This is a genomic window from Pseudomonas sp. SST3, assembly GCF_003325755.1.
Window position 1 is genome coordinate 117,489 of the sequence record NZ_QORI02000005.1, and the last position, 20,738, is coordinate 138,226.

At 61.6% G+C, this 20,738-nt stretch carries 16 protein-coding genes and 1 riboswitch; of the genes, 9 read left to right on the forward strand and 7 right to left on the reverse strand.

Annotated elements, in window-relative coordinates:
• The first annotated feature begins 128 nt into the window (after positions 1-128).
• The 4 genes from DQ405_RS06950 (at position 129) to DQ405_RS06965 (ending at position 2,258) form a co-directional block, all read left to right on the forward strand.
• A complete protein-coding gene (locus tag DQ405_RS06950) occupies positions 129-311 on the forward strand; it encodes a CPXCG motif-containing cysteine-rich protein (RefSeq protein WP_168423505.1) in 183 nt (60 codons plus the stop codon).
• Positions 312-572, forward strand: a complete 261-nt coding sequence (locus DQ405_RS06955) for a putative signal transducing protein (protein ID WP_168423506.1) — start codon at positions 312-314, stop codon at positions 570-572.
• A gap of 74 nt (positions 573-646) precedes the next feature.
• The gene (locus DQ405_RS06960; protein WP_168423507.1) at positions 647-1,267 is read left to right on the forward strand and encodes an SOS response-associated peptidase; all 621 of its coding nucleotides are present in this window, start codon (positions 647-649) and stop codon (positions 1,265-1,267) included.
• A 181-nt stretch (positions 1,268-1,448) separates the two neighbouring features.
• A complete protein-coding gene (locus DQ405_RS06965; protein WP_168423508.1) occupies positions 1,449-2,258 on the forward strand; it encodes a M48 family metallopeptidase in 810 nt (269 codons plus the stop codon).
• A gap of 21 nt (positions 2,259-2,279) precedes the next feature.
• Here the strand turns inward: DQ405_RS06965 and DQ405_RS06970 are convergent, their stop codons facing one another.
• The 4 genes from DQ405_RS06970 to DQ405_RS06985 all read right to left on the reverse strand — a co-directional run bounded on the left by DQ405_RS06970 (position 2,280) and on the right by DQ405_RS06985 (position 5,669).
• Entirely contained in the window at positions 2,280-2,723 is a 444-nt protein-coding gene (locus DQ405_RS06970) for an ester cyclase (RefSeq protein WP_168423509.1), read from the reverse strand.
• A gap of 84 nt (positions 2,724-2,807) precedes the next feature.
• The gene (locus DQ405_RS06975) at positions 2,808-3,395 is read right to left on the reverse strand and encodes a TMEM165/GDT1 family protein (RefSeq protein ID WP_168423510.1); all 588 of its coding nucleotides are present in this window, start codon (positions 3,393-3,395) and stop codon (positions 2,808-2,810) included.
• A gap of 12 nt (positions 3,396-3,407) precedes the next feature.
• Positions 3,408-3,619, reverse strand: a riboswitch (yybP-ykoY riboswitch).
• Between the two features lie 40 nt (positions 3,620-3,659).
• A complete protein-coding gene (locus DQ405_RS06980) occupies positions 3,660-4,658 on the reverse strand; it encodes a class I SAM-dependent methyltransferase (RefSeq protein ID WP_168423511.1) in 999 nt (332 codons plus the stop codon).
• 48 nt (positions 4,659-4,706) lie between these two features.
• On the reverse strand, positions 4,707-5,669 hold the full coding sequence (locus DQ405_RS06985; RefSeq protein WP_168423512.1) for a 2-hydroxyacid dehydrogenase: 963 nt from the start codon (positions 5,667-5,669) through the stop codon (positions 4,707-4,709).
• 63 nt (positions 5,670-5,732) lie between these two features.
• On the opposite strand from DQ405_RS06985, the gene DQ405_RS06990 reads away from it, so the two are divergent.
• On the forward strand, positions 5,733-6,362 hold the full coding sequence (locus tag DQ405_RS06990) for a LysE family transporter (protein WP_168423513.1): 630 nt from the start codon (positions 5,733-5,735) through the stop codon (positions 6,360-6,362).
• A gap of 159 nt (positions 6,363-6,521) precedes the next feature.
• On the forward strand, positions 6,522-8,204 hold the full coding sequence (locus DQ405_RS06995) for a fatty acid--CoA ligase (protein WP_168423514.1): 1,683 nt from the start codon (positions 6,522-6,524) through the stop codon (positions 8,202-8,204).
• 13 nt (positions 8,205-8,217) lie between these two features.
• Here the strand turns inward: DQ405_RS06995 and DQ405_RS07000 are convergent, their stop codons facing one another.
• Entirely contained in the window at positions 8,218-10,323 is a 2,106-nt protein-coding gene (locus DQ405_RS07000; RefSeq protein ID WP_342030401.1) for an ATP-binding protein, read from the reverse strand.
• Between the two features lie 475 nt (positions 10,324-10,798).
• On the opposite strand from DQ405_RS07000, the gene DQ405_RS07005 reads away from it, so the two are divergent.
• The 3 genes from DQ405_RS07005 to DQ405_RS07015 all read left to right on the forward strand — a co-directional run bounded on the left by DQ405_RS07005 (position 10,799) and on the right by DQ405_RS07015 (position 17,557).
• Positions 10,799-11,455, forward strand: coding sequence for an OmpA family protein (locus DQ405_RS07005; RefSeq protein WP_168423515.1), 657 nt, complete (start codon positions 10,799-10,801; stop codon positions 11,453-11,455).
• A gap of 152 nt (positions 11,456-11,607) precedes the next feature.
• Positions 11,608-15,318 (forward strand): CHASE domain-containing protein, encoded by a 3,711-nt coding sequence (locus DQ405_RS07010; RefSeq protein WP_168423516.1) that lies wholly within the window; start codon positions 11,608-11,610, stop codon positions 15,316-15,318.
• A gap of 97 nt (positions 15,319-15,415) precedes the next feature.
• Positions 15,416-17,557, forward strand: a complete 2,142-nt coding sequence (locus tag DQ405_RS07015) for a putative bifunctional diguanylate cyclase/phosphodiesterase (protein WP_168423517.1) — start codon at positions 15,416-15,418, stop codon at positions 17,555-17,557.
• On the opposite strand, the gene DQ405_RS07020 is transcribed toward DQ405_RS07015, so the two are convergent.
• Positions 17,554-18,492 (reverse strand): acyltransferase, encoded by a 939-nt coding sequence (locus DQ405_RS07020; RefSeq protein ID WP_168423518.1) that lies wholly within the window; start codon positions 18,490-18,492, stop codon positions 17,554-17,556. The genes DQ405_RS07015 and DQ405_RS07020 overlap by 4 nt on opposite strands.
• Positions 18,493-18,618: 126 nt before the next feature.
• Positions 18,619-20,715, reverse strand: coding sequence for a phosphate acetyltransferase (gene pta, locus DQ405_RS07025; RefSeq protein WP_168423519.1), 2,097 nt, complete (start codon positions 20,713-20,715; stop codon positions 18,619-18,621).
• Positions 20,716-20,738: the final 23 nt, after the last annotated feature.

The window sequence follows — 20,738 nt, forward strand, 5'->3', positions numbered from 1 at the left end:
GAGCCGTCATTCGCAATGCGAGTCACGCGGTTGCACCATCAGGCTTGTCCCTGCGGTGGCAACGCGCCGGGACGACACCAACAGACTAAGGACGGCGATTATAGCGGCAAGTCACGCAGGAGACGCTGATGCTGGAATCACAGGATTATCAATGCCCCTATTGCGGCGAAGGGGTTGAGGCACTGCTTGATCTGAGTGGCGGTGATCAGCGCTATATTGAGGATTGTCCAGTCTGCTGCAGGCCGATCGTGTTCGATCTGCGAACTGATGGTATCGACTGGCAGCTCGACGTGTTGCGGGAGGATGACTAGATGCAGCGCGTATATGAACCTCGTGACTTGCTCGAAGCTGAAATGTTATGCGGCATGCTGACCGCCGAGGGCCTTGAGGTGTTTCTGACTGGACGGCATTTGATCGGCGCGGTCGGCGAGCTACCGGCGGCCGGTCTGCTCGGGCTGATGGTCGCCGATGACCAGGTCGAGCGCGCACGACAGCTGATCGCTGAGTACAATGGCGCCGAACCGCTGCCCGGCGACGAGCCGGAAAGCTATCCAGGCGAGCTCATCTGCTGATTCGGGCCGATGAGCGCCTGCCGCCCGCGCCAATAGGCCGCTGCTTTCGATCCGCCTCCCAACGAGTTCCCTCCATGTGTGGCCGCTATGCCCTGTTTCGCTGGAGCCCTGCCTTCGCCGCGCTCCCCGGTTTCCCTGCTGATCAGCAACCGCATTGGAGTTTGGCGCCCGGCGCTTCCGTGCTGCTGCTTCGCCAGACGGACAGCGAGCTGCAACTCAGCAGCGTGCGCTGGGGGCTGACCCCAGCCTGGCTCACCGACCTGACCCGGACTCCGGCGCAGGCGAGGGCGGAAACGTTGACCGAGCAGCCGATGTTTCGCGACGCCTTCCGCTTGCGCCGGGGCGTGCTGCCAGCCAACGGCTTCTATGAATGGCGCGGCACCGCGCGCAAACGGCCCTATTGGATGACCGGGGAGGACTCGCTGATCTATTTCGCGGCTATCTGGGAAGCCTATCCAGTGCCGGGCCATACCTACCTCAGCGCAGCCGTAGTGACCTTGCCGGCAGCAAACCAGCGGCGACCATTGATGCTGGATCAGGCCGGAATGACCGCGTGGCTCGATCCGCAGACCCCGCCCGAAGCGCTGCAGGCGCTGCTGACCACGCCGCAGCCGGCGCTGCGCGAGCGCCCCTTGGCAACTTTCGTCAACGACCCAAAGCTGGATGCGCCGGAATGCTTGACGCCAGTGAACTAGCCGTTGGCGGTGGCTATCGAAAGTGTGAACGTGCGGCGGCCGTACCGGGTCGACGCCTGTCTTGCAGAGGAAGACGGGAAGCCATCTGTCAAACGGCGTTGCATTGGCGACATGTTGCAGCCGGTTGCCGGGCAAGCGGGCTCGCTCTAGCATACGGCGCAGAACCCAAGGGAGACGCGACATGCTCAAGCCGCATTCTTTAATGCTTTTTTTGGCGGCCTCGGCGCTCGCCGGTTGTCAGGCGGTCAATACCACCAGTGGCGGCGCTGTCGGAGTCGACCGCAAGCAGTACATGTTCAGCATGCTGTCGACCGAACAGGTCAATCAGATGTACGCGCAGTCCTATCAGCAAACGCTGAGCGAGGCGTCGCAAAAGGGCATGCTTGAGAAAAGCAGCCCGATTACCAAGCGCGTCAATACCATCGCCCAGCGGCTGATCGCCGAGGTGCCGGCATTTCGGCCAGATGCGGCGCAGTGGGATTGGGCGGTCAATGTCATCGACAGCCCGGAGCTGAATGCCAACTGTGGCCCTGGCGGCAAGATCATTTTCTACACCGGGCTTATCGAGAGGTTGAACCTGACCGACGATGAAATCGCCGCGGTAATGGGCCATGAAATTGCCCATGCGTTGCGCGAGCATGGCCGCGAGGCGATGTCCAAGGCTTATGGTGTGCAGATGGCGACGCAGATCGGCTCTGCCTTTGGCGTAGGCACTGGCAGCCTGCAGCTGGCGAACATGGGCGTCGAGTACCTGATGACGTTGCCCAACAGCCGCAGTAACGAAAACGAGGCTGATCTGATCGGGTTGGAGTTGGCAGCGCGCGCGGGTTACAACCCGAACGCGGCGGTCAGTCTATGGAAAAAAATGGCCGCCGCCGGTGGTTCGGCGCCACCGGAATTCCTCAGCACGCACCCGTCATCGGGGAGCCGCACGGAAGCGCTGCAGGAAAACATTCCGAAGGTGATGCCGCTGTACCAGCAGCGCCGCTGATACCGGCAGCTGCCGCCGGGTTCAGATCGGTGGCAGCGTTACCGGGATCGGGCTATCCATGCCCAGCTGTGTGCGGGCGCTTTCAAGGTCGAACAATGTGTTGATTTCCTCAATGTCGCCACCTGGGTTGAGCGTCCAGATGGACATCGCGGCGACCGTGAGGATCTTGCCGCTCGGCGCATGTCCGAACACGGTTTTCTCCAGGGTGCCAAACAGGGTGCTGGAGGTCACCACGCGATTGCCTTCGCTGAGGCATTCATCCACCACCACGTCGAGGTCTGGCATCGCTTTGCGAATTTCTCGCACGATCAGGCCGAAGGCGCCGCTGTTGACGGGTTGCGTGATGAATGAGCTTTTGTAGCTGAAGTAACGGCTCTGTAGCTGTTCGGCCAGCGCCAGGCGACCCTTGCACCAGCTCAGATCGATATGCTGCCGAACGCGCCGTTTTCGTTCCTCCGGTGACATGCCGCCTGCTCCCCTCAAGTGCCGCCAGAACGCGGTAAGTTCGCACTCTACCAGCACCGGCGGCGCGTCAATTTGCGCTGCGTATCAGACTGGAAGCGAGCTGCTCAAACTCAAGGCCTGATAGACGGCATAAAGTGCCAAAGCAGCAAAACCGATAGCTGCGACTCGGCGAATCAGCGTGAGTGGCATGCGGTCTGCTGCGAAATTGCCGGCCAGCACTACCGGCACGTTGGCGATAAGCATGCCCAGCGTGGTGCCTATGATCACCAGAATGAAATCGGGATACTGCGCGGCGAGCATGACGGTCGCCACCTGAGTCTTGTCGCCCATCTCCGCCAGAAAGAAGGCGATCAGCGTGGCGACGAAGGGGCCGAAGCGGCGACCGCGCGCGGCTTCGTCCTCCTCCAGTTTGTCCGGCACCAGCGTCCACAACGCCACGGCTGCAAAGGATGCGGCCAGGATCCAGCTGAGGATAGCCGGTGAGACCAACGACGAAACCCAGTTGCCGATGGCCCCTGCAGCGGCATGGTTGGCCAGCGTGGCGATAACGATGCCCCAGATGATCGGCTGCGGGCGCCGATAGCGGGCGGCCAGCAACAGTGCGAGCAGCTGTGTCTTGTCGCCAATTTCGGCGAGCGCAACGATCAAGGTGGGGATATAGAACGATTCCAAACGAACTTCCTTGCGGGGGCGGGTCGACAAAAATCACCATGACACGCACCGCCTGCCCGCCCCGGGTCAGGTGTACGTGTCATGGGTCTTGTCAAACCGAGCGCGAGCTGCAGGCAGGTCGCGCGGGTCGCATGCACCATGGTCTGCGGACCAAGTATGTTGACGCATGCCGGGCGAGCAGGGCGCTCGCCGGAGACTACTCCCCCAGGATGGGCGCGAGTTTGCCCAAGCGCGGCGCGTTGTGCAAGTCAGCCCCGTGAACGTTCATGAGCGTTGCGCACGATAAACGCGAAAGCCGTCCGCAGTGACCAGGGTCTCGCAGGCGCCCAGATGGGCCTCGATCAACGGTGGATATTTGAGAAAGGAATTGGCCACCAGACGCAGCTCGCCGCCAGGCCTCAGGTGACTGGCGGCGCGTTGCAACAACGTCTCGCTGGCGGCGTAATGGGTATGTACGCCTTGATGGAACGGCGGGTTGCTAATGATTGCGGCACAGTCGTCAGGTGCCGCGTCAATGCCATCCCCGGCGATGACCTCAGCATCCAGGCCGTTGGCGGCCAGCGTCATGCGGCTGCTTTCGACCGCGAACGCGTCAACATCCAGCAGTACTACTTCATCGCTCGGATAACGCCGTTTCAGTGACGCTCCAATGATCCCGGCACCGCACCCGAAGTCCAGCAGCCGCCCGGTTGGCAAGTCGTCGAGCTGTTCCAGTAGCAGCGCAGTGCCGCGGTCGAGGCGGCCATGGCTGAATACGCCGGGTAGGCTGATGACTTGCAACGGGCCGTCCGCCGACTCGAGCTCGAAGCGTTGAGCGAGGGTCCGCAGCTCTGGCGCGGGCGGGCTGTTCTCCACCTTGAGTTGCCACAGCTGGCAATGGCGGGCGCTATCGAGCTTACGCGCTTCGCCGAACGGCGCCAGCTGTCGAGCGGCTCGCTCGATCCCGGCACGCTTTTCGCCCACCAGATACAGCAGACGGCCCGGCAGGCGGGCCGCTAGCGCGCTCAGCAAGTAATCGGTCAGTTCGCGTGACTTGGGCAGGAACAGCACCGCTGCGTCGAAAGCGGCGGCAGGCGGCTCGACGCCGAATGTGCAGCGCCCAGCGAAGCGAGCCTGCAGCTGATTATACTCACCGGCGTGCCAGCTCCAGCCCCTGGCGCTAGGCAACTGGCCGAGCAGATCGTCGGCCGGCAAGCCGGCGAGCAGCAGGCCACCATTGAACAGGTCGGCCTGGCGCAGCAGTACTTCGCTTCGGGGGTCCATGGAGTCTCCGGGCAAAGCTGGCGAGCTTAGCAGTCTGACCGCAGGGCGTCAGCCGACCTGTCGCCGCGGCGTGCCGGCAAAAAACGCCTCGGCGTTCTCGCACAGCTGGCCAACAATGCGCTGCCTGGCTTCGCGGCTGCCCCAGGCGCTGTGCGGCGTCACGATCAGGCGCGGTACGTCTGCGGCCAGCAGCGGGTTGTCATTGGCCGGCGGTTCGCTGGTGAGCACGTCGGTGGCAGCACCGCCCAGGTGGCCGCTGCGCAGCGTATCCGCCAGCGCCTGCTCGTCGATCAGGCCGCCCCGAGCGGTGTTGATGATGAACGCGGAGGGTTTCATCAGCTTCAGCTCGCGGGCGCCGATGAGGTTGCGTGTCTGTTCGGTTAGCGGGCAGTGCAAGGTCAGTGCGTCGATCTGCGGCAACAGCTCGTCGAGGTCCAGGCGATCGGCGCGCGAGGGCCGCCCTGGCAGATTGCCGGTCAGTACGCGCATGCCCAATGCCTCGGCCAGTCGTCCGACGGCGCTACCCAGCTCGCCATGACCGAGCACACCGAGGCTCTTGCCGGCCAATTCGACGATGGGAAAGTCCAGCAGGCAGAACTGCCCGCTTTCCTGCCAGCGGCCCCGGGCCACTGCGCCCTGGTAGTCGGGTAGTCGCGTGGCCAGTGCGAGCAGTAGCATTAGCGTGTGCTGGGCTACCGTTGCGGTGCCATAGGCTTGGCAATTACTCACCGTAATGCCGCGCTGTTTGGCGGCGGCCAGATCGATGTTGTTGACGCCGGTGGCGGCAACCAGAACCAGTTTCAGGTTCGGGCAGGCGGCGAATACCGCGTCGCTCAGGGCGACCTTGTTGACGATGGCGATTTCCGCGCCTTGCAGCCGATCGATGATCTGAGTGTCGCTGGTCTGCACATGGCAGATCAGTTCACCGAAGGCTGACTGCAACGGCGTCAGATCCAGGTCGCCCTGGTCGAGAGGAGATAGATCGAGGAATACAGCGCGGCGATTGCTCATGGACTTTACTCGTATGAATCAGCGGGCGGATGTTCCGCCCTGGAAATAGCGGAGTGGCTAAAGATGTACTGGATGGAGTTTCTTACCGTGGCGCTGGTTCACTTGCTTGCCGTCGCCAGCCCTGGACCGGACTTCGCCGTGGTCGTGCGTGAAAGCGTGTCTCGCGGCCAGCGAAGCGGCAACTGGACAGCCATCGGTGTGGGCAGCGGCATTCTGTTGCACGTGGGTTATTCATTGCTCGGGATTGGCCTGATCGTCTCGCAGTCGATCGTGCTGTTCAACCTATTCAAGTGGCTGGCGGCCGGTTATCTGTTCTATCTCGGCTTTCAGGCGTTGCGCGCCCGACCCGTTGCGGGCGGCGATCTCGCTCCGTCCGGTGCAGGGGTGGAGCACTCTCGCCGAAAAGCTTTTATGGTGGGGTTCGTCACCAATGGCCTGAATCCGAAGGCCACGCTGTTTTTTCTTTCGCTATTCACGGTGGTTATCGACCCCCATACGCCGCTCGCCGTTCAGGCGGGCTATGGGTTATATCTGGCGTTCGCTACTGGCATGTGGTTTTGCCTGGTGGCCTGGCTGTTCAGTCGCGAGCGCGTGCGGGCGGGGTTCGCCCGTATGGGCCACTGGTTCGATCGCGTCACCGGCGCCGTGCTGATCGGTCTTGGCATCCGTCTAGCCGCAAGTGAAATCGCTTGACCAGCGGTCTGTTGGCTCGATGCACACCGAAGGCCTTGGTGCGCTGAGCGGTTGCCAGCTGGGTTGTCGAAGTGGAGCGCCGCGCGCTGGGTTGCGCGGCGAACGTCCAGTGCCAGAGCTAGAGTGCGTCTCATAACATCAATAACAACAGGAAGCCCTATGTTGCAGACCCGAGTGATCAAACCCGCCGCGAACGCCTACCAGTACCCTCTGCTGATCAAGAGCCTGTTGTTGTCGGGCCGGCGCTATGAGCGCACGCGTGAGATCGTCTACCGCGACCAGCTGCGCTTCGATTACCGCACGCTCAACCAGCGTATCGCTCGGCTTGCTAACGTGTTGACCGCGGCAGGGGTCAAGGCCGGCGACACCGTGGCGGTGATGGATTGGGACAGCCATCGCTATCTCGAATGCATGTTCGCGATCCCGATGATCGGCGCGGTGGTACATACCATCAACATACGGCTGTCACCCGAGCAGATCCTCTACACCATGAATCATGCCGCGGATCGCTTCGTTCTCGTCAACAGCGAATTCGCGCCCCTGTACCAGGCGATCGCCGGGCAGCTCACCACGGTCGATAAAACCCTGCTGATCACCGATGCAGACGACAAGGAGTGCCAATTGCCGAACTGCGTCGGCGAATATGAAACTCTGCTGGCGGCCGCCGAACCACACTACGACTTCCCGGATTTCGATGAGGATTCGGTTGCCACGACCTTTTACACCACAGGCACCACGGGTGACCCCAAGGGCGTCTACTTCACCCATCGTCAGCTGGTGCTGCACACCCTCGCCGGCGCGGTAACGGTCGGCTGTCGTGAGAATCCCCAGCTGATGGCGGCCGGAGACGTCTACATGCCGATCACACCAATGTTCCACGTGCATGCCTGGGGGCTGCCTTACGTGGCGACGATGATGGGGCTCAAGCAGGTTTATCCGGGGCGTTACGATCCAGAGCTGCTGATCGAGCTGTGGCGTCGCGAAAAGGTGACCTTCTCCCATTGCGTGCCGACGATCGTGCAGATGCTGCTCAACGCCAAAGGCGCGCAGGGCACGGATTTCAACGGGTGGAAAATTACCATCGGCGGCAGCGCGTTGACTCGCGGCCTTTACGAGTCGGCGCGTGCCTGCGGCATGCAGCTGGTGGCTGCCTATGGCATGTCAGAAACCTGTCCGCTGATATCCGGCGCTCATATCAACGACGAGTTGCGTCAGGCCAGTGAGGACGTGCAGACCAGTTACCGGCTCAAGGCCGGGGTTCCGGTGGTGCTGGTCGATGCTGCCATCCAGGCGCCGGACGGCAGCTTTCTGCCAGCCGACGGCACGTCCCAGGGCGAGCTGGTGCTGCGCGCACCATGGCTGACTCAGGGCTACGCCGGCAATCCGGAGAAGAGCGAAGAATTATGGGCGGGCGGCTGGTTGCATACCGGTGACGTGGCCACCATCGACGAGAGGGGCAATATCGACATCCGCGATCGCATCAAGGACGTGATCAAGACCGGCGGCGAGTGGATATCTTCGCTGGCGCTGGAGGGGCTGATCAGCCGCCACGAGGCGGTACGTGACGTGGCGGTGGTCGGCGTCCCCGACGAGCGCTGGGGTGAAAGACCTTTCGCTCTGGTGGTGCTCGGTGCGGGTAAACAGCTCGATGCGCAGACGTTGCAACGTTTCCTTGAGCCTGCGGTAGAGCAGGGGCAGATCAACAAATGGGCCATCCCGCAGCAGATTGCGGTTGTCGCTGACATCCCCAAGACCAGTGTCGGCAAGCTCGACAAGAAGCGCATTCGGGTCGATATCGCCAGCTGGCTGCGAGAAGGCAACAGCGCCATCTCCTCGGTCTAGGGCCAGCGAAAACTCAGCAGGCCCTGGGTTTTCCTTGCTCAGGTTCCAGCATGCCGCGGACCTTTTCTTCGAGGTCCGTGATGGTGAATGGCTTGGTCAGGACTTCGTAATCGTACATGGCGGTGCTGCGCTGCAGCACCGAGCTCTCGGCATATCCGGTGATGAACAGTACGTGCATGGCGGGACGCTTCTCCCGTGTGGCATCAGCGAGCTGGCGGCCGTTCATGCCGCCGGGCAAGCCGATGTCCGAAATAAGCAGGTCCAGATGCACATCGCTGTCGAGGATGCGCAGGCCGCTATGGCCGTCGGCGGCCTCCAGCGTGTTCAGGCCCATCTCCTGTAGAACTTCCATCACCAGAGCGCGCACGTTGGGTTCATCATCCACCACCAGGACGGTCCGACCCTCGACGGATGCGGGCGCCAGGTCGGCAGCCGCCGGGGCGTGCTCGCTAGCCGATTGTCCGTGGTGGCGGGGCAGGTAGATCCAGACGTGGGTCCCTTCGCCCACTGTGCTCTCGATACGTACGCCGCCGCCTGATTGCTTGGCGAACCCGTAAACCATGGACAAGCCGAGGCCGGTGCCCTCACCGAGGGGTTTGGTGGTAAAGAACGGATCGAAGACGTAGCCGAGCTTCTCTGGCGGGATACCGACGCCCGTATCCTGGACCCCGAGCGCGACATACTCGCCGGTCTGCAGCCCCAGCTCCTGGGCGAGGGGGCCATCGAGCCAAAGATTTTCGCTGACTAGGGTCAGCTGGCCTCCATCAGGCATGGCATCGCGGGCGTTTATGGTTAGATTCAGCAGCGCGTTTTCTAGCTGGTTGGTATCGCACAGGGTCAGCCAGAGATCGTCGCACAGTCGCGTCGAATAGCTCACCATGGGACCGATGGTGCGCTGCAGCAGCTCCATCATGCCTTCGATCAGGGCGTTCACCTCGGTGGGGCTGGGGTCAAGCGTTTGCCTGCGTGAAAACGCCAGCAAGCGGTGAGTCAGAGCGGTTGCCCGAGTCGCGGATGTGAGTGCGCTGCGGATGTAGCGTTGCAGGTCGTTGGTGCGGCCTTGCTGTAGGCGAAGTGATAGAAGCTCCAGCGAGCCGATCACCCCCGCCAAGAGGTTGTTGAAGTCGTGGGCGAGGCCGCCGGTCAGTTGGCCAACTGCTTCCATCTTCTGTGACTGACGCAGTGCTGCCTCGGTCTTGGCGCGTGCGGCGACCTCTGCATTGACGCGCTGTTCCAGGGTCTCATTGAGACGGTGCAATGCGCGTTCGGTACGTTTGTGCTGGGTAATATCGAGACAGGCCCCGACCATGTAAGAGGGCCTGCCGTTGGCATCGGTGAATGTCTGGCCCTTGTCGAAGATCCAGCGCTCGTTACCGCCTGGCAGTCGGACCCGAAACTGCATTTCGAAGTCATCGCCGTAGCGCGCACAGCGCTCGCACTGCTGAGTGATGCTGTCTCGATCGTCTGGATGGATCGTGTCGAGCAAGTCGTCGAGCCAGCCCGAGGTGAGGCCCTCCAGGCCGACCAGCCGCTGCATGGGCAGATCCATGTCCAGGCGGTTGTTGCGCAGGTCCCAATAGAAGGTACCGGTTCCAGAGGCCAGCAGTGCGGCATTCAGACGCTCGTCGCTCTCGCGCAGGCGCAGCGCTGCCGACTCCTGTTCGAGCAGGCTGTCGGTGACGTCTTCGGCCTGATGAATGATGAAGCAGACCCGTCCCTGTTCATCCAGCACCGGGACATTGACGACGTCCCAGTATCGATTTTCATAGCTATCGCCCTGCGGGCGCCGCAGCGGATAACCGACCGTCTTCATCTCTTGGGGACGACCCGTGCGCGCCACTTCGGCCAGTGACGCGCGCAGCAGGCTGACGCCCGGCGGGTTAAACGATTCGCCGCCGTTGAAAACCTCGAACAGCGGGCGGCCAATGACGTCCTCACGTTGCGTCATGGTTGCCCGCAAGCGCTCATCGCTCGCGGCGACCATCGTGTAGTCGGCGTCATTGGCAACCACAAGAAAGATTCCAGGCAGGGCATCGAAGATACGCTGCAGATCCGCTATGTCGATGGCTCGGCTCCCCGGCTGAATGGCACGCTTGTACGTGTTGTATAGGTTACTGATAGCTGATGCGGAAAATCGATCTATGAAGATGGAACGTCGAGGTACAGACGTTCGCCGGTTAGTGAACCTTTCTCATCGATCCGCTGCAATGTATTGCATGATCATTGGCGATCCGTTAATCGGCAAGGCGATTCATGCAACCCCGGTGTACAGGTATGACCCTTCACCCGGCTCGGCGCGTTGGGATTGAACAATCGTCGGCGACGTTCACACCCTGTGCTGGGTGCCCGCCCAGCAACGATCAATCCGGAGCGCTGTATCGTCTGGACGAGAAAGGGCCAAGATCGAGCGGTTTGGACTGCCGATGTGGTTGGATGTTGAGAGACAACAGATGCTTTACCACCAGTGAACCGCGCCGGGTTTCGTCGGCGCGTTCCGGTTCTGCCCCGGGCTCGGTGTTAACCTAGCCATGCATTTCAGTCTGCTAACGGATCGTCTCCGGCAGGCTGGCGTCCCTGAGATTAAGGAAGTAACCATGAAAAAGCTCAGTAACCTGACCGCATTCGCCGCCACCATCGCCCTGCTGGCCGGCTGTACCACCAATCCTTATACCGGCGAGCGAGAGGCCGGCAAAGCAGGCATCTACGGCGGTATCGGTGCGGTCAGCGGCGCAGTGATCGGCGCCGCGACCTCCAGCAAGAAGGATCGCGCCAAAGGCGCTTTGATCGGCGCGACGGTCGGTGGCGCCGCCGGCGGCGGCTATGGTTACTACGTCGATACTCAGGAAGCCAAGCTGCGTCAGACGTTGCAGGGAACTGGCGTCCAGGTTCAGCGCGACGGCGACAACCTGACGCTGATCATGCCGGGCAATATCACTTTCCCGAGCAACTCGGCGGATATTTCCAGCAGCTTCTATCCGACGCTGAATTCGCTGGTCCAGGTGTTCAAGGAATTCAACAAGAACGGCATTGATATCGTCGGTCATACCGATAGCACCGGCTCGCAGCAACTCAATCAGGACTTGTCCAACCGGCGTGCACGTAGCGTTGCAGCCTACCTGGAAGGCAACGGCGTCGCCGCTTCGCGGATATCGTCCTACGGCGCCGGCCCGAACCAGCCGATCGCCAGCAACGATACCGCTTCCGGACGGGCTCAGAATCGCCGTGTAGAGATCAACCTGCGTCCGCTTTAATCCGTTACGAACAGACGAGCCTGCAATGGGCTCGTCTACGCCATTTAAGTGGCGTCATATTTACATCTTTCCCATTGGCTATTGAACCTCCCGGCGATTTGCGACTCTGAAGCTGGTGACAGCGAGCCATGTAGTGGCACTGAGGAGGTCGAATGGATGATCGTTCCGCTCTCCATTCTCGTAAGCCTTGGCTGCCATTGGTAGTGACGTTGGCCTTGATGGCCGGGCTCGGGGGATGGGTCGTCTGGCAGTGGCATGCGCAGGAAACACGCATCCGTGCTGAGCAGGCGCAGCGGTTCAACCTGGCGGTCAATGACGTCGAGAGTAATCTGCGTGAGCGCATGCGTGCTTACGAGATGGTCATGCGCGGCCTGGCCGGGCTTTTTGTCGGCAGTGACGACGTCAGCCTCGCGGACTGGAACCGGGCGGCGGACCAGTTGCAGCTTCAGGATTTCTACCCGGGTATTCAGGCGATTGCTCTGGCGCGCTACGTGCGCGCGGACAACCTGTCGACGATCATTGCCAGGATGCAGGAGAACGGCCGTACCGATTTCCGCATGTACCCGCCCGGGAAGCGCGACGAGTATCTGATTACGGACTACATCCACCCAGTCAATTGGCGTAACCGTCGGGTGCTGGGCTTCGACATGTTGAGCGAAGAGACCCGTAGGGAGGCCATCATCGCGGCGCGCAACATCGGCACGCCGATGCTCACCGGTCCTCTGCGTCTGAAGCAGGAAACAGAGCAGAACGCCCAGGTCGGTATATTGCTTTACCTTCCGCTCTACCGCGTTGGCGTACCCATTACAACCCTGGAAGAGCGTCAGAGCGCCTTTGCCGGGACGCTGCATGGTGCTTTCCGACTTACCGATCTATTGGAAGGCGTGCTGGGTTCGCGCAGCAAGTTGTTCCAGCTGCAGTTGTTCGATGCCGCGGCCCCGGATGAGCCCTTGTTGGTGGGGCGTGCGCCGGTGAGCAGCGACGCGAGCTTCCATCGCACCCGAAATATCTACCTGTACGGCCGCAGTTGGCAGTTGGAGGTGGCCAGTACACCCGAATACGAAGCCATCCTGGAACGGACCAGCGGAGCCTTCGATCTGGCGGCGGCATTGACCGCAGCATTGCTGTTTTCGCTGCTGATTGGCGGTTATCTGTACCTGCGTGAACGGGCCCTGCGCAGTAGTCAGGCACTTGGTGTCCAGCTTCAGGAGCGTGAAGCACGGTTCCGTCAGCTGATCGAACAGCTGCCGGTTGCGACACTGTTGTGTAATGACCAGGGCCGAATAGAGTTGGCCAACCAGAGCGCCGCGGCATTGTTTGGCAGCAGCGCCGGCTTGCTTGCCGGTGAGCGTCTCAATCGTTACGTACCCGGCGCCCTGGGTGATTCTTCTGGCGTGCAGCGGCTGGAAGCCAGCCATGAGGAAAGCCAGGCACTACGGGAGGATGGCACGCCCATACCGGTCTCGCTGAGTCTGACCAGCTTCAGGCGTGATGACGGTGTTCACCATTTGCTCAATCTGGTCGATCTGCAGCAGCGCAAGCGGGACGAAGAGCGCTTCCGTAATGTGGTCGAAGCCTCGCCGAACGCCTTCCTGCTGTTCGACCATGACGGGCGTATCGTCATGGTCAACCGGCAGACCGAGCTGCTGTTCGGCTTTAGCCGACAAGAGCTGCTCGGCCAACCGGTCGAGCTGCTGATTCCCGAGTCGATGCGCAAGACGTACCACGAGGTGCGCCATCGTTTCGCACAGGAACCTGAGTCGCGCCGGTTGGGTGATAACCGCGAGCTGTTCGGTCGGCATCGAGACGGCCGCCTGTTGCCGGTGGAGATCGGCCTTTCGCCGCTGCGCAGCGGCGAAGAACAACTGGTGCAGGCCGTGGTGATCGACATCGCACACCGCAAGGCTGCGGAGCGGCGTCTGCGGGATCAAGCCAATGAGCTGATCGTCGCCAATCGCTACAAGTCCGAGTTCCTCGCGAACATGTCCCACGAACTTCGAACACCGCTCAACAGCATCCTGATCCTGAGCGATCAGCTGAGACAGAACGCCGCGAGCAACCTGACCGACAAGCAGGTTCGTCATGCCGATATCATTCATCGTGCCGGACAGGATCTGCTGCAGCTGATCAACGACGTACTCGACCTGGCCAAGATCGAGGCCGGTCATATGCAGATCAAGCCGGAGCCGCTGGATGTGGCCGAGCTGCTGGCGGAAGTCGTGATCGGGCTCGAGCCGATGGCGGAGCAGAATGGGCTGACTCTCAAGTCGCGGATCGATCCTGATGTGCCCGCATCCATCATCAGTGACCGGGCCCGGCTGCAACAGATCCTGCGAAATCTGGTCACCAACGCCTTGAAATTCACCGAGCAGGGCTCTGTGGATATTCATGTTGCGCGCAGAGCGGCCGAGCAACCTGCGGATGAGGACACGCTGCAGATTTGCGTGACCGATACCGGCATTGGCATCGCCGAGGATCAGCACGAACGAATCTTCCAGGCGTTCCAGCAGATCGACGGCTCGATCAGTCGGCAATACGGCGGAACGGGACTGGGCCTGGCGATCGCACGGCAACTGGCCGAAGTGCTGGGCGGCGGTATTCAACTCAGAAGCGCGCCGGGCCAGGGCTCGAGTTTCACCGTCGAGGTCCCGCTGAAGCTGGCTGCGACAACCGAAGTCAGAACGCTGCGGACGTCCCATCGCCGCGGTCAGGGCGCCGGTCTGCTGATTGTTGAAGACGATGCCGATTTCGCCTCCGTAGTGGCCGAGGTTGGCCAATCCCATGGCTTTTCCAGCGTCATCTGCGGCTCGGGGCAGGAAGGGCTCGACGCGCTCGAACGGGACCGTTTCGCAGCGGTCATTCTCGATATCCTGCTGCCCGATATCAGTGGCTGGCAGCTTCATCGGGTGCTGCGAGCCGAACCACGGCACCGGGACACGCCGGTATACATCATTTCCTGCGTGCCGCAGCCGCAAGGCTGGTCCGATGATAATTCCCGTTACCTGCTCAAGCCCGTCGCTCAGTCGGAGCTGGAGCGCCTGTTCGTTGATCTGGCGAGACAGGAAGGCAGCTCGACGCGATTGCTGCTGGTCGAAACCGATTCGGAACGGCGCCGGCAGCTGCGTGAGCATTTCGAACGTCTCGGCTACCGGGTCACCGACTGCGAGCGTAGCGAAGAGGCTCGGCTAGCCTATGCGGAACACACCTTCACGGTGTTGGTCATCGACTTCGACCTGGATGGCGAAGATGGCCTCGATCTGCTCGAGGCGCTCGACCGTTTGCGCTCGTTGAAGGATGTACGAGTGGTGCTGAATAGCCGTGAACCGCTTTCGGAAAAGAATCTACAGCGGCTTCGGCGCTATTCATCAGTTGCGTTGTCAAAAACAGAAGGATTGGAGCATATGGAAGATGCATTGAAGCCTCCCGCGGCAGAGCCCGCGGCGCTGGGCATCGAAGAAATAGGGCACCCGCTGCTGGGGCAGCGGGTATTGCTGGTAGATTCCGACGTGCGGGCGATCTACGCCATCAGCGCGATGCTCGATGAACAGGGCCTGCAGGTGGTTCCCGCCACGACGAGTACCGAGGCGCTAGAGCGTTTCGATGACGACGCGTTCGATTTGGCCTTGGTAGACATGGCATTGGCGAACAATGACGGCCCTGCACTGATTCGCCAGCTCCGAAACGACTATGGTTGTCAGGTGCCGATCGTGGCACTGGCGGCAGGTGCCGATCCGGCCATTCGAGCGGAGAGCATTGCCGCTGGCGCCGACGATTTTCTCTTCAAGCCGATTGAGCGCGTCAAACTGGTCGAGTTGCTGCGACGTTGCCTGGGGCGAGATGACGGCTCCCGTGAGAGTCTATAAGGAGAGGTTTGTGACGTATCGTTCATGTCGAATTGGCGTTCGTGCCGACGCCGTCGAAGTCGGAATCAATCGCGCGTCGGGCCGGGGAGTCGGATAGATGGCGCGGGCACAAGCCAAATCCCAGCCTCGCACCCGCACCCTGTTGGTGGTCGATGATCGCGAGGCGAATCTGGTAGCGATGGAAGCTCTGTTAGGCGATGGCGACTGGCAGGTGCATACGGTCAATTCCGGGGAGGCGGCGCTGCAGGCGCTGCTTGATCTGGATGTGGAGCTGGTGCTGCTAGACGTGCAGATGCCAGGCATGGATGGCTTCGAGGTCGCGCGCCTGATGCGCGGTAGCCCCCACACGCGCTACACCCCGATCATATTCGTCTCGGCCATCGCGCATACACGGGAGTCGGTGTTGCGCGGTTACGCGACGGGGGCGGTCGACTTCATCCTGAAGCCCTTCGACCCGCAGGTGCTCAAGCACAAGATCAACACTCTGCTCAGCCACGAGCACAACCGGCGCGATCTGCAGCTACTCACGCAACAGCTTGACAGTGCACGAGCGTTCAATGCCTCGGTGCTGAACAACGCCGCCGAGGGCATCTTGGTGGTGGGCGAGGATGGCTATATCAGCTTCGCCAATCCGGCGATCGCGCAGATGCTGCATACCAGCATCGATGCCCTGCAGGGCACGGCTCTGGTCGATCATCTCGCCGCGCCGCAGATGCCCGAGGCTTGGCGCGACACTGACTTCTACAAGCAATGGCGTAGTGGCAGTACATTCCGTCTGCACGAAGCGCAGCTATACACCGCCAATGGCGGCACGCTGCCGGTGGCCTTGTCCTCTTCGCCACTGCCTCGACACCAGCGATCGATGGTGGTCATCGCGCTGGATATGTCGGTGGTGCGCAATCTGCACACGCAGCTGGAAACCCAGGCGGTCACCGATTCGCTGACCGGGCTGCTGAATCGCCGAGGCTTTCATCAGGCGCTGGACTCGGCTTTGGCGCGGGTCGACCGGAACGGCAAGCGCATGGCCATCCTGTATATCGACCTCGACGGGTTCAAGCGCATCAACGATTCGCTGGGGCACGATGCGGGCGACGAGATTCTATGCCGTGTGGCGCGGGTTCTGGAAACCTGTATGCGTCCCTACGACATCATCGCGCGCATGGGGGGGGACGAGTTCACCGCGTTGCTGGATTCCCTGGAGCATCCTGAGGACGCCGCCAAGGTGGCGGAAAAGCTCATCGAGCTGATCTCGGTTCGGCATACCATCGAGGGAACCGATGTCACCCTCGGTGCCAGCATCGGTATCGCGCACTTCCCGGATTGCGGCCAGAGCGTTGAAGAGTTGCTGCGCTCAGCGGACATGGCGATGTATGAAGCCAAACGCAACGGCCGGCAACAATATCGTTTCTTCTCCAGTGAAATGAACGGGCGTGCCCACGCACGCCTGATGATGGAGGAGAACCTGCGCAATACTATCGAGCGCAACGGTTTCGCCCTGGCTTATCAGCCGCAGGTAGTACTTGAAACAGGCGAATTGCGAGGGTTCGAGGCCTTGCTGCGTTGGGATTACGCCGGTAGTGGCGAGGTCGAGCCCAACGTGTTTATTCCGCTGCTGGAGGAAACCCGGCTGATCGAGCGTGTTGGCGAATGGGCGCTACGCGAAGGGCTGGCGCAATGTCTCGACTGGCGCGAGCGATTCGGTGACAAGCTGGTGCTGAGTTTCAACGTCAGTCCCGTGCAGTTCAGCCGGTCCGGACTGATAGACGAGCTGCGCCGTCTGCTCGACGAGTACCAGCTCGATCCTCGCCAGCTCGAACTGGAGGTGACAGAAGGTGCGCTGATGCAAGACCTCGAGCAGAGCTGCGACAAGCTCCGGCAGCTGCGGGAACTGGGCGTGAGAGTGGCGGTGGACGACTTCGGCACGGGCTATTCATCGCTGGCCTACTTGCGCCATTTCGATCTGGATACGCTGAAAATCGACCGGTTGTTCATCGCCAACATGCTCGAATCGCCCCGTGATGCCGCGGTCGTCAGCACCATCATCGACCTGGGGCGCAACCTTGGGCTTGAAGTCATTGCCGAGGGGGTCGAAACCCTCGCCCAGCGCGATTGGCTGATTGCCCACGATTGCCAAGTGATGCAGGGTTTTCTAGTGGCACCGGGGCTGGCGGTCGAGGATGCCTTGGCGTTTCCGCGGACAATCGACTGGCAGCAGCTGAATCATCAAACGGTCGGCTAGCGCCGACCGCTCCCGTCAGCGGCGCGTCGGTGATTCGGCGGATACTGGCGATGCAACGCCTCGAGTTGCGCGTCCTTATCGCTCCAGAGCTCGTTGACCCACTCTTGGAAGCTCAGTCGATAGCGCTCGTCCTGGTCGTAGCTGCGATGCAGGAACTCGGCGGGGATCGGCTGCGAGTCGATCCGCATCACCACGCGGCCGATCCGGCCACAGAGCAGATCCCAGAAGCTCGGATTACCGTCCGGGTAGTGAATGGTGATGTTTATCAGTGCCGTCAGTTGCTCGCCCATCGCATCGATCACGAAAGCGATGCCACCGGCTCTGGGTTTGAGCAAGTAACGATAGGGCGAGGTCTGCTCGGTGTGCTTGTCTTCCGTGAAGCGTGTGCCTTCGAGAAAGTTGAACACCGACACCGGGTTGGTCCGATAGCGCTCGCAAGCCTTGCGAGTGGTCGCCAGGTCCTCGCCACGCTTCTCTGGATATTTGGTCAGATATTCCTTGCTGAAGCGCTTCATGAACGGAAATTCCAGCGCCCACCAGCATAAGCCGATGACCGGAACCCAGATCAGCTCCTGCTTGAGGAAGAACTTCAGAATCGGCATGCGCCGGTTCAGCTGATACTGCAGCATCAGGATATCGGCCCAGCTTTGGTGGTTGCTGGTGACCAGATAGGAATGCTGCATGTCGACCTTCTCCAGGCCCTGCACATCCCATTGCGTACGCCGCACCTGGTTCATCCAGAAACCATTGACGGCCATCCAGGATTCGGCAATCCAATGCATACCGAAGCGCAGCGCGCGCTGTATCCGGGGAATCGGCAGGGCGAGCTTGAGCAGCGAGAGACCGAAAAGCGGCCAGCACCAGAATAGTGTGTTCAGCGCCAGGGTCAGGCCGGCGAGGATGCCCCGCAGTGGGGCTGGAAGGACGCTCAGCATCGATTGGCTCGTATACCCGTCAATAAAGGCGGCAAGAGTACCGATTGTGCGCTGAACTGCAAGTGATGTACTTGCGGGTTTGATGTCCCGACATGCCCGGCCTCGGCGGGCCGGGCGTGTCGTGTATCAGACCTTTTGGCTGTCGGCCTGCAAGGCAGTGAGAGCGATGGTGAAGACGATGTCGTCCACCAATGCACCACGGGACAGATCGTTGACCGGCTTGCGCAGGCCCTGCAGCATCGGCCCAACGCTGATCACGTTGGCGCTGCGTTGCACTGCCTTATAGGTCGTGTTGCCGGTGTTCAGATCGGGGAAGATGAACACGGTCGCCTGCCCGGCCACCAGGCTGTTCGGCGCCTTCTGCTTGCCGACACTGGCGACCGAGGCGGCGTCGTATTGCAGCGGTCCATCGATTGGCAGATGGGGTGCCCGCTCCTGGGCGATGCGCGTGGCTTCGGCGACCTTTTCCACCTCGGCGCCGCTGCCTGATGTTCCGGTGGAGTAGCTGATCATCGCCACCCGTGGGTTGACGCCCAGCGCAACGGCCGACTCGGCGCTTTGCAGTGCGATCTCCGCCAGCTCGGTGGCGCTCGGGTTGGGATTGACCGCGCAGTCGCCGTAGACGAGTACCTGATCCGGCAGCAGCATGAAGAACACCGAAGACACCAGGCTGTAGCCGGGCGCGGTCTTGATCAACTGCAGCGCCGGGCGAATGGTATTGGCGGTGGTATGCACGGCACCGGACACCAGACCGTCCACTTCGTCCAGCGCGAGCATCATGGTTCCCAGCACCACGGTGTCCTGAAGCTGTCCGCGCGCATCTTCGGGCGTCAGACCCTTCGCTTTGCGCATCTCGCACATGGGCTCGACGTACTGGTTGATGATCAGCTCTGGATCAAGGATCTCCAGGCTGGAGGGCAGACTGATGCCTTGCTCACGGGCGACGGCCTGAACCTCGTCCGGTTTGGCCAGCAGCACGCAGCGGGCAATGCCGCGCTCCTGACAGATGGCCGCGGCGCGAATGGTGCGTGGCTCGTTGCCTTCCGGCAGCACGATACGCTTGTTTGCCCGCTGGGCGCGCTTGACCAACTGGTAACGGAACGCCGGAGGCGACAGGCGCAGTTCACTGCGCGGCACGCTGAGGCGCGTATGCAGCAGTTCGGGCTGCAGGTGCTGAGCGATGAAGTCGGTCACCTGGCTGGCGCGTTCGATGTCGTCTGCCGGCGTTTCCTTGTTCAGGGCGAACAGGTTGGTGGCCGTGTCGTAGGAGCCGGTTTGCACTGTCATCACCGGCAGGCCGCCATCGAGCGCCGCCTTGCACAGTTCCAGGATGCGCGGATCTGGCGCGAAATCGCTGCACAACAGCAGGCCGGCGAGCTCGACGCCGTTGAGCGAAGCCAGGCTTGCCGCGAGGATGATGTCGTCGCGGTCACCGGGGGTGACCACCAGTACGCCTGGCTGAAGCAACTGCACGGTGTTGGGAACCGCACGGGCGCACAGGACGATTTTGTTGACCCGGCGGTGCTCGGCTTGGCCGGCATGAAGAACTTTGGCGTTCAGCAGCTGGGCGATATCACGGGTGCGCAGGGCGTTCAGCTCTTCGGCGTAGGGAATGGCACCAAGCAGTTGGAAGTCCGGAGTACCCAGCAGGGGAAGCTGGGCCTTGATGCGCTCGACGAAAGCAGGCACACCGTCGTCGCTCTTGACCTTGTTGAGAATCAGACCGAGCACCTTGGGATCCTTGGCACCACCGAACAGTTGCGCCTGGATCTCGATGCGCTCAGCCATGCGTCTCAGCGTATCGCTGCCCTGCGCGGCGATCAGTATGACCTCCGCATCCAGGCTCTTGGCCAGATGGGTGTTGATTCGCGAGGTGTGGTTGAATTCCCGCGTCGGCACCATGCCCTCAACGATCACTACGTCCTTGCCTGCGGCGACCTCCTGATAGCGGCTGACCACATCTTCCAGCAGCAGATCAAGCTCGCCATCGGCCAGTTGGCGCTCCACCTGTTCCAGCGGCAGCGGCTCGGGTGAAGCAATATTCAGCGTCTTCTCCACCAGAACGCAGGACCGCTCGAGGCCCTGGTCGAGTGGGAAGGGCTGGGCTATCGGCTTGAAAAAACCGACTTTCAGCCCCGCACGTTCGAGCGCGCGAATCAGGCCGAGGCTGATGGAATTGAGACCGCCGCCATAACCGCTAGGGGCGAGGAAGAGCGTGTGCATGAGGATCTCCTGTCGAGCGAAGG